General features: G+C 72.5%; 13 protein-coding genes. 5 read left to right on the top strand and 8 right to left on the bottom strand.

The genetic code is table 11. The features are described 5' to 3' along the window. The first annotated feature begins 44 nt into the window (after positions 1–44). On the top strand, positions 45–512 hold the full coding sequence (gene purE, locus QOL16_RS11045; RefSeq protein ID WP_065960703.1) for a 5-(carboxyamino)imidazole ribonucleotide mutase: 468 nt from the start codon (positions 45–47) through the stop codon (positions 510–512). 250 nt (positions 513–762) lie between these two features. Here the strand turns inward: purE and QOL16_RS11040 are convergent, their stop codons facing one another. The 3 genes from QOL16_RS11040 to rfbB form a co-directional block, all read right to left on the bottom strand. Continuing rightward, a complete protein-coding gene (locus QOL16_RS11040) occupies positions 763–1,905 on the bottom strand; it encodes a glycosyltransferase family 1 protein (RefSeq protein ID WP_065960641.1) in 1,143 nt (380 codons plus the stop codon). Positions 1,906–2,047: 142 nt separating this feature from the next. Beyond that, positions 2,048–2,899, bottom strand: a complete 852-nt coding sequence (rfbD, locus tag QOL16_RS11035; RefSeq protein ID WP_065960705.1) for a dTDP-4-dehydrorhamnose reductase — start codon at positions 2,897–2,899, stop codon at positions 2,048–2,050. A 14-nt stretch (positions 2,900–2,913) separates the two neighbouring features. Continuing rightward, positions 2,914–3,900 (bottom strand): dTDP-glucose 4,6-dehydratase, encoded by a 987-nt coding sequence (gene rfbB, locus QOL16_RS11030; RefSeq protein WP_065960644.1) that lies wholly within the window; start codon positions 3,898–3,900, stop codon positions 2,914–2,916. Positions 3,901–3,991: 91 nt separating this feature from the next. Between rfbB and QOL16_RS11025 the strand changes: the two genes are divergently transcribed. Both QOL16_RS11025 and rfbA read left to right on the top strand, forming a co-directional pair. Next, entirely contained in the window at positions 3,992–4,600 is a 609-nt protein-coding gene (locus tag QOL16_RS11025; protein WP_065960647.1) for a dTDP-4-dehydrorhamnose 3,5-epimerase family protein, read from the top strand. Between the two features lie 10 nt (positions 4,601–4,610). Next, positions 4,611–5,474 carry a glucose-1-phosphate thymidylyltransferase RfbA gene (gene rfbA, locus QOL16_RS11020; protein WP_071284646.1) on the top strand — a complete coding sequence of 288 codons (864 nt, stop codon included), beginning with the start codon at positions 4,611–4,613 and terminating at the stop codon, positions 5,472–5,474. 91 nt (positions 5,475–5,565) lie between these two features. Here rfbA and QOL16_RS11015 read toward each other — a convergent pair whose 3' ends face one another. Together QOL16_RS11015 and QOL16_RS11010 are read right to left on the bottom strand one after the other, a co-directional pair. After that, positions 5,566–6,417 (bottom strand): glycosyltransferase family 2 protein, encoded by an 852-nt coding sequence (locus tag QOL16_RS11015; RefSeq protein WP_065960650.1) that lies wholly within the window; start codon positions 6,415–6,417, stop codon positions 5,566–5,568. Then, the gene (locus QOL16_RS11010) at positions 6,414–7,535 is read right to left on the bottom strand and encodes a glycosyltransferase family 1 protein (protein WP_065960652.1); all 1,122 of its coding nucleotides are present in this window, start codon (positions 7,533–7,535) and stop codon (positions 6,414–6,416) included. Before QOL16_RS11010 ends, QOL16_RS11015 begins: the two co-directional genes overlap by 4 nt. Before the next feature lie 76 nt (positions 7,536–7,611). Here QOL16_RS11010 and QOL16_RS11005 point away from each other — a divergent pair, with 76 nt between their 5' ends. After that, positions 7,612–9,024 carry a glycosyltransferase gene (locus tag QOL16_RS11005; RefSeq protein WP_065960654.1) on the top strand — a complete coding sequence of 471 codons (1,413 nt, stop codon included), beginning with the start codon at positions 7,612–7,614 and terminating at the stop codon, positions 9,022–9,024. A 90-nt stretch (positions 9,025–9,114) separates the two neighbouring features. Here QOL16_RS11005 and QOL16_RS11000 read toward each other — a convergent pair whose 3' ends face one another. From QOL16_RS11000 to QOL16_RS10990, 3 genes are read right to left on the bottom strand one after another with little or no spacing between them, the layout of a single operon-like run. Beyond that, positions 9,115–10,056, bottom strand: a complete 942-nt coding sequence (locus tag QOL16_RS11000) for a glycosyltransferase family 2 protein (protein WP_065960657.1) — start codon at positions 10,054–10,056, stop codon at positions 9,115–9,117. 5 nt (positions 10,057–10,061) lie between these two features. Further along, entirely contained in the window at positions 10,062–11,270 is a 1,209-nt protein-coding gene (locus QOL16_RS10995; protein ID WP_065960659.1) for an ABC transporter ATP-binding protein, read from the bottom strand. Between the two features lie 3 nt (positions 11,271–11,273). Then, entirely contained in the window at positions 11,274–12,185 is a 912-nt protein-coding gene (locus QOL16_RS10990) for an ABC transporter permease (protein WP_083230068.1), read from the bottom strand. A gap of 274 nt (positions 12,186–12,459) precedes the next feature. Between QOL16_RS10990 and QOL16_RS10985 the strand changes: the two genes are divergently transcribed. After that, a complete protein-coding gene (locus QOL16_RS10985) occupies positions 12,460–14,367 on the top strand; it encodes a glycoside hydrolase family 99-like domain-containing protein (RefSeq protein WP_254780265.1) in 1,908 nt (635 codons plus the stop codon). Positions 14,368–14,396: the final 29 nt, after the last annotated feature.

Raw genomic sequence — 14,396 nt, 5'->3', positions numbered from 1 at the left:
GTGCCGTGACCGGAAGCGCAGCCGCCCCCCTCGTCTCGATCATCATGGGTTCCGACTCGGACTGGCCCACCATGCGGGCCGCCGCGGACACCCTCGACCAGCTCGGCATCCCGTTCGAGGCGGACGTCGTCTCGGCACACCGGACCCCCGACAAGATGGTCCGGTTCGCCCGGGCCGCCGCCGGCCGGGGGATCCGCGTCGTGATCGCCGGGGCCGGGGGTGCCGCGCACCTGCCCGGCATGGTGGCCTCGATGACGACCCTGCCCGTGATCGGCGTGCCGGTGCAGCTGGCACGCCTCGACGGCCTCGACTCGCTGCTGTCGATCGTGCAGATGCCGGCCGGGATCCCGGTCGCCACGGTCGCGATCAACGGGGCTGCGAACGCCGGGCTGCTGGCGGCGCGCATCATCGGGTCGTCGGACCCCGCCGTCGCGGAGCGCCTCGCCGAACACGCTGCGGAACTCGAGCAGCTCGTCGAGGAGAAGGCCGCTCGCCTGCGCGACGCGCTCTGACGGCGGGCCGGTCCCACACCGGGCACCGCTCGCCACCGTCGCGATCGGGCACCGGGTGACCGCCCACCGGGCGCAGGCCGGACGGCGGGGCCGACCCGCGCCTCCCGGCCGGGACCCGGTGACCACCGGACGGACCGTCCGCCGCAGGGGCGACCACCAGACGGACCGTCCGCCGCAGGGGCGGCCACCAGACGGAGCACCCGCCGCAGCGACCGCGCCGATCCGTCCGCGCGCCGAGCGGTCGGCGCGCCTACAGGTCCGCGTGCAGCTGCCAGGTCGCGACGGCGCTGTCCCGCCAGTCGTACATGCGCGCCCGGTCCGGCCCGGCGATCGCCATCCGGTCCGCGAGCACCCGGTCGCTGACGACCTGGTAGACCGCCTGCGCGAGCCGCTCCGGGTAGGAGTCCCGCGGGTCCCGCTCGACGGTGACGCCCGCGTCCGCGGCGACCTCGCGCACCGCGGGGTCGTCCGAGTGCACGACCGGGGTGCCGAAGTGCATCGCCTCGATGACCGGCAGGCCGAACCCCTCGGCGAGGCTCGGGAACACGAACACCGTTGCCCGGTCGTAGGCGACGGCGAGGTCGGCGTCCGACAGCCGGCCGAGCACGAGCAGGCGCTCGCGGGGGAGCCCTGCCGCCTCGGCGAGCCCGTACACGTCGACGTCGCCCCAGCCGTCCGGCCCGGCGATGACGAGCGGCACGTCCGAGGGTGCGTCCGGGTGGGCCATGGCGGTGATCAGGTGCCGGAGGCCCTTGCGCGGTTCGAGCGTCCCGACCGCGAGCACGTAGCGCTCCGGGAGCCCGAGGCGCTCGGCGCGCACGTCGGCGTCGACGGGCACCTGCAGTCGCGGGCTCGGGGCGCCGCCGATGACCCGGAGGCGGTCGTCGAAGCGCCGGATCTCGTTGAGGGCTGCGGCGACCGCGTGGGTCGGCACGACGACGGCGTCGGCGTGCTTCCACGCACGGTGCACCATCGCCTTGTGGAAGTGCACGCCGCGGGGCGTGAGCGTCTCGGGGTGTGTCCACGGCACCGTGTCGTGCACCGTGACGACGACCTGTCGGCCGGGCTCGGCCACGCGGTCGTGCCGGACGAGGGGAGCGAGCACGCTCGGCGCGTGCACCAGGCCCTGCGCGGCGGAGCCGACGATCCCGGCCTGCCACGCCAGCGAGAGCTCGCGGCGGGGGAGCGCGAGCCGCTGCAGCTCGGTCAGCCCGGGGAGCAGCGTCGTGATGCGCTCGAGGTCGGCCGGCGAGCACGCGGACACGATGCCCTCGACCTCGCAGCCGGACGGTGCGGTGGCGATGAGCTGCCGGGTCAGTTCCTCCGCGTAGCGGCCGATCCCGCCGGGGACCGGGGCGATCACCTGGTCCACGATCATGCGGAGGGTCGTCATTCGGGTGGTTCCTTCCGGGGCGGACCGACCGGCGGCGCGGCCCGTCGGGCCCCGACACTACCAGGGGCGGTCTGGAGGCTCGGGGCCGGGTCGCGGGGGCGCACCCGGCCCGTCGCGCGGCGACGGGCCGGGTACGGGTCGGTCAGCGGCTGAGCGCGCCGGCCTGGACGGCCGCGGTCAGTGCCTCGCGCCAGTCGCGCATCGGTGCCATGCCCGCGCGCGCCCAGCCCTCGTGCCCGAGGACGCTGTACGCGGGCCGGGCGGCGGGACGCACGAAGGCGCCGCTGTCGGTCGGCAGCACGCGCTCCGGGTCCAGACCGTTCTCGGCGAAGATCGCCCGGGTGAAGTCGAACCAGGACGCCTGGCCCGCGTTCGTGCCGTGGTAGATCCCGGCGGGAGCGTCCGAGCGGGCGAGCTCGACGATCCGGGCCGCGAGGTCGCCGGTCCACGTCGGCTGCCCGACCTGGTCGGTCACGACGCTGACGGTCTCGTGCGAGGCGGCGAGCCGGAGCATCGTCGCGGCGAAGTTCGGCCCGTGCGCGCCGTAGATCCACGCGGTCCGCACGACGTACGACGAGTCCGGTGCGATCTCGCGCACCAGGCGCTCGCCGTCGGCCTTGGTGCGGCCGTAGGCGTTGATCGGGTCGGTCGGGGCGTCCTCGGCGTAGGGCGCGGTGCCGTGGCCGTCGAAGACGTAGTCGGTCGACACGGTGATCAGTCGCGCACCGTGTCGCACCGCCGCACGGGCGAGCAGCTCGGGCCCGGTGGCGTTGACCGCGTGCGCGTCGTCCTCGTGCGTCTCGGCGTCGTCCACCTTGGTGTACGCGGCCGAGTTGATGACGACGTCGTGCCCGGCGACGGCCGCGTCGACCGCGTCCGCGTCGGTGACGTCCAGGTCGGCCCGGCCGAGGGCCGTCACCGACTCACCCGCGAGGGCGTGCTGCAGGTCCTGGCCGAGCATGCCGCTCGCGCCGGTGATGAGGTACCGGGTCATGGTGTCGGTCCGGCTCACGCGAGCGCGGCCCGCTCCTTCAGCGGCTCCCACCACGAACGGTTGTCGCGGTACCACTGCACGACGTCCGCGAGGCCCTGCTCGAAGGGCACCTGCGGCTCGTAGCCGAGCTCGGCCTGGATCTTCGAGATGTCGACCGAGTAGCGGAGGTCGTGACCGAGGCGGTCCTGGACGCGGTCGACGTACGACCAGTCCTTGCCGGTGGCGTCGAGGAGCAGCTGGGTGAGCTCCTTGTTCGTCAGCTCGGTGCCGCCGCCGATGTTGTAGATCTCGCCGGCGCGACCGCGGGTGAGCACCATCGCGATGCCACGCGTGTGGTCGTCGACGTGCAGCCAGTCGCGGATGTTGTCGCCCTCGCCGTAGAGCGGCACGTGGCGGTCGTCGATCAGGTTCGTCACGAAGAGCGGGATGACCTTCTCGGGGAAGTGGTACGGCCCGTAGTTGTTCGAGCAGCGCGTGATCGAGAGGTTCAGCCCGTGGGTGCGGTGGTAGCTCCGCGCGAGCAGGTCGCTGCCGGCCTTCGATGCCGAGTACGGCGAGTTCGGCTCGAGCGGGCGCTCCTCGTCCCACGAGCCCTCGCTGATCGAGCCGTAGACCTCGTCGGTGGAGACGTGCACGAAGCGCTCCGTGCCGTGGCGCAGCGCCGCGTCGAGCAGACGCTGGGTGCCGACGACGTTCGTCTCGACGAAGATGCCGGAGTCGCGGACCGAGCGGTCGACGTGCGACTCGGCGGCGAAGTGCACGATCGCGTCGACGGTCGGGACGACCTCGTCGAGCTTCGCGGCGTCGCGGATGTCGCCCTGCACGAAGGAGTAGCGCGGCGAGTCGGCCACCGGTGCCAGGTTCTCGAGGTTGCCCGAGTAGGTCAGGGCGTCGTAGACGACGACCTCGGCCCCTTCGAGGCCGGCGTAGGCGTCCTCGAGGGTTCTGCGGACGAAGTTCGAGCCGATGAAGCCGGCCCCTCCGGTGACGAGGATCTTCACGCGCTTGTTCCTAACAGTGATCGGTTCGACGGTCGGCGGGCAGTCTAGCGGGAGCGTGTCCGCACCGACGGCCGGTTGCTAGGGTGTCCGGGTGCAGATCCGCGAACTGAAGATCCAAGGCGCGTGGGAGTTCACCCCCGTCCAGCACGGCGACGCACGGGGGGCCTTCCTCGAGGCGTACCGTGCCGACGTGCTGGAGGACACCGTGGGACACCCGCTCGACCTCCGCCAGGTGAACATGTCGATCTCGGCGCGCGGGGTCGCGCGCGGGATCCACTACGCGCTCGTCGCGCCGAGCCAGGCGAAGTACGTCACGGCCGTCCGCGGGGCGTTCATCGACTACATCGTCGACATCCGGGTCGGCTCGCCGACGTTCGGCCAGTGGGACTCCGTGCGCATCGACGACGTCGACCGCCGGGCGGTGTACCTGTCCGAGGGCCTCGGTCACGCGATCGTCGCCCTCGAGGACCAGTCCACGGTCAACTACCTCGTCAGCGCCCACTACGACCCGCAGCGCGAGAAGGGGATCAGCATCCTCGACCCGACCGTCGGTCTCGAGCTCCCGAGCGGCATCGGCGAGCCCGTCCTGTCCGAGAAGGACACGAGCGCACCGACGCTCGAGCAGGCCGCCGAGCAGGGCCTGCTGCCGACGTACGAGGAGTGCGTCGCGTACACCGAGTCCCTCCGGACGAAGCAGTAAAGGGGTCCCCGTGAAGGGCATCATCCTCGCCGGGGGTTCCGGCACGCGTCTCTGGCCGATCACGAAGGGCATCAGCAAGCAGCTGATGCCGATCTACGACAAGCCGATGGTCTACTACCCCCTGTCGACGCTCATGATGGCGGGCATCCGCGAGGTCCTGGTCATCACGACGCCGGAGTACAACGAGCAGTTCCGCGCCCTGCTCGGCGACGGCTCGCACCTCGGCATGACGATCGAGTTCGCCGTCCAGCCCTCGCCCGACGGTCTCGCGCAGGCGTTCGTCATCGGCGAGGAGTTCATCGGCGACGACAGCGTCGCGCTCGTCCTCGGCGACAACATCTTCCACGGCACGGGTCTCGGCACGAACCTGCGGAAGAACACCGAGGTGGCCGGTGCCACGATCTTCGCGTACCAGGTCGCCGACCCGACCGCGTACGGCGTGGTCGAGTTCGACGACGAGTTCCGCGCGCTGTCCATCGAGGAGAAGCCGGAGCAGCCGAAGTCCGACTACGCGGTGCCCGGTCTGTACTTCTACGACAACCGCGTCGTCGAGATCGCGAAGACGATCGAGCCGAGCGCGCGCGGCGAGCTCGAGATCTCGACGGTCAACGAGCGCTACCTCGAGGACGGCTCCCTGAGCGTGCAGGTCCTGGACCGTGGCACGGCGTGGCTGGACACCGGCACGTTCGAGTCGATGATGCAGGCGTCCGAGTACGTCAAGGTCATCGAGGACCGCCAGGGCAGCAAGATCGGCTGCATCGAGGAGATCGCCTGGCGCAACGGCTGGATCGACGACGACGCGCTCGCGCAGATCGCCGCGCCGCTGGTCAAGAGCGGGTACGGCGTGTACCTGCGTCGACTCCTCGGCCGCTGACCGCGACCGTCCGACGGGACACCTGACACGGGACGCCCCGGCCTCGACGAGGCCGGGGCGTCCTGCACGTGCCGGAGGCGTCGGGACGGGGTCAGCGCTGCCCGCGGGTGACCCAGCGCGCGCGTGCGGTGAGCCCGACGCGGAGCACGAGCCGCAGGGGCGCGAGCCACCACGCGTCGTACCGACGGGACAGGAAGCGGTAGGCGCTCCTGTGGTGCTCGCGCTCCATCCGCTTCACGTTGCGGGCCGTCGAGTGCGCGCCGCTGTGCGTGACGACGGCGCTCGGGACGTACCGGTTCGCCCAGCCGGCCTCGGTGACGCGGGCGCCGAGGTCGACGTCCTCGAAGTACATGAAGTAGCCCTCGTCGAACCCGCCGAGCGCCGCGAAGCGGTCCCGCCGGACGAGCAGGCACGCCCCGGAGAGCCACCCGGCGTCGCGCTCGCGGTCGGTGTCACGTTCGGCCTTGTACCGCACCGACCACGGGTTGCCCGGCCACATCCGTCCGAACGCGGCGTGCCCGATCCCGGTCCGGATCGACGGCAGGTTCCGCGCCGACGGGTACACCTCGCCGTCGGCGTCGATGATGCGCGGGCCGAAGACGGCGCCGTCCGGGGTCCGGGTCGCGGCCTCGACGAGTGTTCCGATCGCACCGGGGGTGACCTCGACGTCCGGGTTGGACACGAGCACGTACTCGACGTCGGCGCCGAGCGTCGCCACGCCCGCCGCGACACCGCCGCCGTAGCCGCGGTTGTCGGGCAGGTCGACGAACCGGGCACCGTGGCGCTCGGCGACGGCCCGCTCGGCGGCCTGCTCCGACGAGGCGTTGTCGACCACGACCACGTCGACGTCGGCGTACCCGTCGGACGCGCGCACGCTCGCGAGGAAGCCGTCGAGGGCGTCGGTCGAGTCGTACGCGACGGTGACGACGGCGACGCGGCTCATCGCGCGCTCCGGAAGGCGTCGAGGTGGGCGCGCGCGGTCGCGGCCCAGGTGAACCCGGCGGCGCGGGTGACCGCTGCCGTGCCGAGTGCGTCGCGGCGGTCGGGGTCGGCGAGGAGCGAGCGGAGCGCCTCGGCGATCGCTGCCGCGTCGGGTTCGGTGTACGCGACCGCGTCGCCGCCGACCTCGGGCAGTGCGGTGCGGTCGGTGGTCAGCACGCACGCGCCCGTCGCCATCGCCTCGAGCACGGGCAGCCCGAAGCCCTCGGCGGAGCTCGGGTAGGCCACGACCGTGGCGCCGCCGAGCAGACCGGGCAGGGTCTCGACGGGCAGGTAGCCGACCTCGTGCACGCCGTCCTGCGGCCCCACGGCGTCGAGGGCGGCGGCCGCGACCGGGTCCCACCCGCGCTGTCCCGCGACGACGAGGTCGGGCGTGCCCGGGTGGTCGCGACGGAGCCGGCGGTGGGCCTCGACGAGCGGGCCGACGTTCTTGCGCGGTTCGATCGTCCCCAGGAACGCGATCCACCCGCGCCCGCGATCGAGGCCGACCTCGGCTGCCGCGGCCGCGACGTCGGCGTCGCTCGGCTCGTGGAAGACCCGGCGGTCGACGCCGTGGTGTGCCACCGCGAGCTCGGCCCGCACCGGTCGGACGTGGGCGCGGAGGGCGTCGGCGGTCGCGGCGCTCGGCACGAGGCAGACGCGGCGACGAGCGAGTGCGGCGCGGGTCCAGGCGCGGAAGAACCAGCGCTTGACCGGCACGTGCGCGCCCGGGTCGGTGAAGAAGGTCGCGTCGTGCAGCGTGACGACCGTGCGGTGCGCCAGGAGCGGGAACGTGTAGTGGGGGGAGTGCAGCACCCGGGCGCCGGCGCGCAGGCGGAGCAGGGGGAGTCCGAACTGCTCCCAGACGAAGCGCAGCGGTCGCGAACGGATCCAGTCCGGGGCCACGGTGATGCGCGCCGACGGGGCGATCGCCCGGAAGTGCTCGACGTGTCCGCGGCGCAGGACGAGCGCGAACGGCGCACCGAGTTCGTGCAGGCCGGCGACGAGCCCCTCGAGGTAGCGCCCCACGCCCCCGAGACGTTCCGGCACCGCCGTCCCGTCGATCAGCAGCGGAACGGTCATGGAGCTGTACGGTTCCTCTCGGCTGGCAGGGCAGCGTCAAGCATAACGGACCCCGCCAGCCGCTACGCTCGCTCAGGTGACCACAACCCGTGTCCCTGCTCGCGCGCGCGTGCTCCTCATCGTGGGCGAGCCGATCTCCGAGCGCCTCGCCGGCCCGGCGATCCGCGCGTGGGAGATCGCCCGCGCGCTCACCGCCCGCAACCACCACGTGACCATCGCGTCCTCACGGTCCGTCTCGCGCGAGGGCGAGGGCTTCCGCGTCGTCGAGTTCCGCGGCGACAACGCCGAGGCGCTGGTCGACGAGTCCGACGTCGTCGTCTTCCAGGGCGGCTTCTACGCCTCGATGCCCTGGTTGGCGGTGCGCCCGCAGATCCAGGTGATGGACCTCTACGACCCGTTCCACCTGGAGTTCCTCGGGCGCCAGCACGGCTTCGACCGCGATGAGGAGACCCGCGTCGTGAGCGAGCTGACGAAGGAGCTCAACGCGCAGCTCTCCCGGGCCGACCTGGTGCTCTGCGCCAACGACCGACAGCGGGACCTCTGGATCGGCCAGCTGGCCGCGCTCGGTCGGGTGCGCCCGGTGAACGGTCGCGCCGGCGCGGCGGCGGGTGACGGCAGCGGGAGCATCGACGACCTCGTGCGCATCGCCCCGTTCGGGGTCACCGACCAGCCCTTCGAACCGACGACGGGTGTCCTGCGCGGTGTCGTCGACGGGATCGGCACCGACGACTTCGTCCTCGTCTGGGGCGGCGGCATCTACGACTGGTTCGACCCGCTGACCCTCATCCGCGCGGTCGACGTCGCACGGCACGAGGTCCCCGAGCTGCGGCTGTTCTTCATGGCGAAGGTGCACCCGAACGCCTGGCTCGACGGACACGCGGTCCCGGACCAGGCGGTCAGCCTGGCCCGCGAGCTCGGGATCCTCGGGACGCACGTGGTGTTCAACGAGGAGTGGGTGCCCTACGACGAGCGCGCCGGCTACCTCGCCGAGGCCGACGTGGGGGTCACCACGCACCCCGCGGGGCTCGAGACCCGCTTCAGCTTCCGCACCCGCAACCTCGACTACCTGTGGGCCGGCCTGCCGATCATCACGAGCGAGGGCGACGTGTTCGCCGACCTCGTCGAGCAGCACGGCAACGGGATCACCGTGCCGGTCGGCGACGTGGACGCCCTGGCCGCGGCGATCGTCCGGGCTGCCCGCGACGCACCGGCCCGCGAGGCGTGGGCGGCTGCGTCCCGCGACCTCGCGACCGCGATGACCTGGGAGCGCGTGCTCGGCCCGCTGCTCGACTTCATGGACGCGCCCGAGCGCAGCCAGGTGCCGATCTGGAACATGGTCGAGGACCCGCCGCCGCTACCGGCACGCACCCGTCTGGACGACGTGCGGACCTTCGCACGGCTGCTGCGGCAGGGCGGGCCGCGCCTGGTCGCGGAACGGGTCCGGGACCGCGTGCGCCGCGAGGCGCTGCGGCTCAGCTCCAAGCGCTGACCGCGCCGCGCTGCGCGCGGACTGCGTCGCGTCCGGGACGACGACGGGCCGGACGCGACCAGCGGAGGCGGGGCGCGCCTCCCGGCCGGGTCAGCCGTCGAGTCGGGGACGCGGCGCGGTGGCGGTCCGGTCGATGGTGCGTCGGGCGCGGAGCGCGGCCGGGAGGCGCGTCACGGCCTGGGCGATTCCGTGCCGCTCGGCGCGCCCACGGTCGCGTGCGCGCGGGTCGCGGGCCGCGCTGTCGAGGGCGGTGCGGACGACCGTCCGCGCCACGGCGCGGGCGACGACGCCCCACGGGGCGTTCTTGACCGCCACGACCACGCGGTTCCGCGTGTTGGCGGTGACGAACCCCGCCGACCCGGTCCCGAGCGAGGACGCGTGCCGGTGCACCGCGACCGCGTCGCCGACGAACCGGACGCCGTGCCCGAGACGGCGCAGTCGCCAGCTGAGGTCGGTGTCCTCGTAGTACATGAAGAGCGACTCGTCGAACCCGCCGGCCTGGCGGAACGCCGGCATCGCGATCGCACAGGCGCCGCCGCAGAAGCCGAACACCTCCGGGTCGGCGTCGGCGGGGTGCGGGACGAGCCAGTCCCGGTCGCCGCCGTTGCCGGACCGGTCGACGACGTTGCCGGTCGAGTTGGTGCGGACCGGTTCGCCGGGCTCGGCGCGCAGGAGGATCCTGGCCGTCGTGGCGCCGGTGACGCTGCCGTCGAGGACCGGGGCGGTCAGGGCCCGGAGGAAGCCGGGCCGCGCGACCGCGTCGTTGTTGAGCAGCACGAGCACGTCGGCGGTCGAGGCACCCGCGGCGAGGTCGACACCCGCGCCGAAGCCGCCGTTGACGGGGCTCTCCAGGACGCGCACCCCGGGCAGGGCGCTCCGCAGCCGCTCGACCGAGCCGTCGCCGGACGCGTTGTCGACGACCGTGACGACGGCGTCGACCTCCGCGAGCTGGGGGAGGAGCGACTCGACGCACTCGATCGTCAGGTCCGCGCGTCGCCAGTTGACGACGACGACCTCGACCGCAGGCGCCACCGGCGTCAGAACTGGATCGCGGCTGCGGCGCCGATCGGACCGTACGAGCTGCTGTTCGGGCGGACCGTGAAGGTCGCGCCCTCGGTGAGGCGGTGGATCTCCTGGCCGCCGCGGCCGAACAGCGCGCTGGTGACGCGGTACTCGCCGCCGCCGAGACGGACGTCGGAGAACGTGAAGCGCACCGTCCGGGAGCCCTGGAACGACGGTGTCGGCACCTTGAGCATGTCGGTGTGCGTGCCGACCACGACCTGCCCGAACGGGTTGTCGACGTGCACGCCGATGCCCCAGTCGTCGAGCTGCGTCTTCGCGTCGAGCTCGACGTCGATGGTGAGCGGACGGTCCGGGGCGACGACGACCTGGTCGGTGCTCCGGTCGTGCTCGCCGTCGACCACGATCGAACGCACCCGGGCGATGTCGAACGCGGGGGTCGCGGCCTGGGCCGGACGCTCGGCGTTGGCGGCGTCCGCGTCGATGGTGGTCTGGAACCCGGAGCGCAGCACGCTCACGGCGTCCGTCGGGTCGCCGTCGAACATGACGTTGCCCCGGGCGAGCACGAGCGCGCGGGAGCAGAGGTCGGTGATCTGGTTCAGCGTGTGCGTGACGAGCACGATCGTCCGGCCCTCGGCCTGGAACGACGCGATCTTGTCGAGGCACTTCTTCTGGAACGCCTCGTCGCCGACGGCGAGGACCTCGTCCACGAGGAGCAGGTCGGGGTCGACGTGCACCGCGACGGCGAACGCGAGCCGGACGTACATGCCGCTCGAGTAGAACTTCACCTGCGTGTCGATGAACTCCGCGATGCCGGAGAAGTCGACGATGTCGTCGAAGTAGCGGTCGGTCTGGGTGCGCGAGAGCCCGAGGATCGACGCGTTCAGGTAGACGTTCTCGCGGCCGGTCAGGTCGGCGTGGAAGCCCGCGCCGAGCTCGAGCAGCGCGGCCATCCGACCCCGGCGCACGACGGAGCCGCTCGTCGGCTGGATGATCCCGCCGATGGTCTTCAGCAGCGTCGACTTGCCCGAGCCGTTCGGCCCGATGAGCCCGACCGTCGAGCCGGAGTCGATCTCGAGGTCGACGTTGCGGAGGGCCCAGAAGTCCTCACGGAACGCGCTGTTCCGACCGGCGCTGAGGACGCGCTCCTTGAGGCTCTTCTCCTTGTGCAGCACGAACCGCTTGGAGACGTCCTGGACGCGGACGATGGGGGTGGCGGGGGACATCGATCAGAGCTCCTGGGCGAAGTTGCCCTGCAGGCGGGAGAAGACCCGCTGCGAGACGAACAGCAGCACGAGGCCGACGACGAGCGCGACGAGCATGCGGGTGGCGAGGTGGTCCGGCGTGGTGCCGTGGCTCGTCTCGCCCCACATCGCCTGCTGGAAGCCGATCACGGCGATGGTGACGGGGTTGTTGAGGTAGATCTCGGTGAGCCAGCCGGGCACGCGGTCGGCGACCTGCGTCCACGAGTAGACGATCGGCGAGCCCCACATGGCGAGCATGAGCACGACCTCGACGAGGTACTGGACGTCGCGGAGGTACACGTTCAGGGCGCCGAGCAGGAGCGCGAGCGCGACGGCGTACACGATCGTCAGGACGAGGGCACCCACGCCGTAGAGCAGGTCCCAGCCGAACGCCACGGTCTGCAGCGCGAGCGCCGCGACGAGCAGGATGGCGAACTGGATGAGGAAGTTGAACAGCGACGACCCGACCGAGGACAGCGTGAAGATCTCGCGCGGCAGGTAGACCTTCTTGACGAGCCCCGCGTTCACCACGATGGACGCGGTGCCGGCGCCGACGATCTCCTGGAAGACGGTGAAGATCGTCAGGCCGGAGAAGATGTAGATCGCGAAGTTGTCGATCGCCTTGGCGTTGCCGAGGAACGTCCCGAGCACCACGTAGTAGATGAACAGCTGCGTGAGCGGCCGGGCGAGGCTCCAGAGGAAGCCGAGCGACGAGTCCTTGTACCGGGCCTTCAGCTCGCGCTTCGTGAGCATGCCGAGCAGTTCGCGCTGGACCCAGATGTCGCGGACGGTGTTGGCGAACCCGACGAGTCCGCTGCCGTTCGCCCCGGCGTGCTGCCAGGGCTCGGTGGCGAGCCGCTCCGCACGTTCGTTGGCCACTGCGCTCGCGTCTGGCATGTGCTGCGGTCTCCTCACGGGGGCTTCGGTCACGCGGACGCGCAGACCGGCGGCGACCTGACGATCGCCGCGGAGATACTACGATAGACCGCCTGGAGCAGCGGTCCGACCCTCGCTCCTCGCGATCGGAAGGGGCGACATCATCAGGATCCGAACGTGGGCCGGGGCGAAGCGACGCCTGGGGCGGTACCGCATCAGCCTCGGACGGGCACTGCTCCGCGAGGCCGCCGCCGCCGAGACCGCGGCCCTGCCGTCCTACGACTTCGGCACCTGGGTGCAGCGACGCTCCGGCGGCCGCTTCGTCGGGTTCCCCGAGCACTGGCGCGACCTGGTCGCCGCGGCCGACCGCGATCGCACCCCGGCGGAGCGCGACGCGCCCCCGCGCGTGGCGGTCGTGCTGCACGTGCACTACCCGGAACTGCTGCCCGGGCTCGTCGAGCGGCTGCGGTCCGTGCCCGAGCCGTTCGACCTCGTGGTCACGGTGACCGAGGGCGTGGACGTCGCGGTCGACACGAGCGCGCTCGACCTGGTGCGCCGCGTCGTCGTCCTGCCGATCGAGAACCGCGGTCGCGACGTCCTGCCGCTCGTGTCCGTCGTGAACGCCGGGCTGCTCGACGGCTACGACGCCGTGCTCAAGGTGCACACGAAGCGATCGGCCTGGCGCGCCGACCACGAGTCGCTGCAGGGGAGCGGAGCCGACTGGCGCGGCGAACTGCTCGACGCCGTGCTCGGCGACCGCGACCAGGTCGCGCGCGTGATCGAGGCGCTCCGGCACACCGACGCGGGCATGGTGACCTCGGGCGCGTCCATCGTCGGCGCCGAGCACTGGGGCGCCGACGAGCACGGCGTCCGGTCGCTGCTGCGACGCCTCGAGCTCGAGGACCTCGTCATCGACCTGCGGTTCCCGGCCGGCTCGGTGTACTGGACGAAGGGCTTCGTGCTCCGCGGCCTCCGTGCCCTGCGGATGGACCGCGACGACTTCCCGGACGAGCGCGGCGAGATCGACGGCACCACGGCGCACGCCGTCGAGCGGCTGCTCGGGGTGCTCACCGTGGAGAGCGGTCTGACCGTGTCGGCCGTCGACGACCTGCCCGCACGACGGCCCGAGCCGGCGGTGCGCGCCGAGCTCGTGCCCTTCTACCTGCCGCAGTTCCACACCTTCCCGGAGAACGACGCGTGGTGGGGCGCCGGCTTCACCGAGTGGACGAACGTCACGCGCGCCGTCCCCGACTACCACGGGCACGCGCAGCCGATGCTGCCCGGCGCGCTCGGGTTCTACGACCTGCACCGCGACGAGGTCCGGGCCGCCCAGACCCGCCTCGCGCGGGACGCCGGCATCGGGGCGTTCATGTACTACCACTACTGGTTCGCGGGCAAGCGCCTGATGGACATGCCGCTCGAGCGCCTCGCCGCGAGCGACACCGACCAGCGGTTCTGTGTGATGTGGGCGAACGAGGACTGGACCCGCACCTGGGACGGCCGGGGCGACAGCGTCCTGATCGCCCAGGACTACGACCAGGTCCCCGCCGAGGACTTCATCGACCACCTGCTCCCGCTGCTGGGCGACCCGCGCTGGTTCCGCATCCGCGGCGCCGCCGTGATCGCGGTGTACCGCCCGGCACACCTGCCGGACCACCGCGCGACCATCGCGGAGTGGCGTCGGCGTGCGGACGCGGCCGGCGTCGGACCGCTGCACGTGCTCGGCGTGGACGTCGGCGCGGTGTTCGACGGGCTCGACGCCGACGGCATCGAGGACTCCGGGCTCGACGGACTGATGGGCTTCCCGCCGCACAACCACGAGTGGCACTGGAAGGAGCAGGGGCAGCTCGGGGTCCGTCCGGACTTCGCGGGCCGCATCCTCAGCTACCGGGGCACGGCGGACGGGGCGATCTCGCGCCTGCGCCTCCCGGAGGGGTACGGCGCGGTGGCCCCCGGCGTGATGGTCGGGTTCGACAACACGGCTCGGCGGCAGCTCGCTCCCGACGTCTGGTACGGAGCGAACCCCTTCACCTTCCGACGCTGGCTGGCCGAGGCCGTCCGGTCCGCGGAGCGGGTGACCCCGGACGCGCCCGTGGTGTTCCTCAACGCCTGGAACGAGTGGGCCGAGGGGGCCGTGCTCGAGCCGACCGAGCGGTACGGGGCGACCTACCTGGACGCCGTCGCGTCGGTCGGCGCCCGATGAGCACCCCCTAGACTGCCGGAGTCAACCGC

Origin of the sequence: Curtobacterium sp. MCBA15_004 (genome assembly GCF_001865055.2) — a bacterium.
Classification (GTDB): Bacteria; Actinomycetota; Actinomycetes; order Actinomycetales; family Microbacteriaceae; genus Curtobacterium.
Note: the sequence above shows the minus strand (reverse complement) of the source record. Positions and strands in the feature narration are given on the sequence as shown.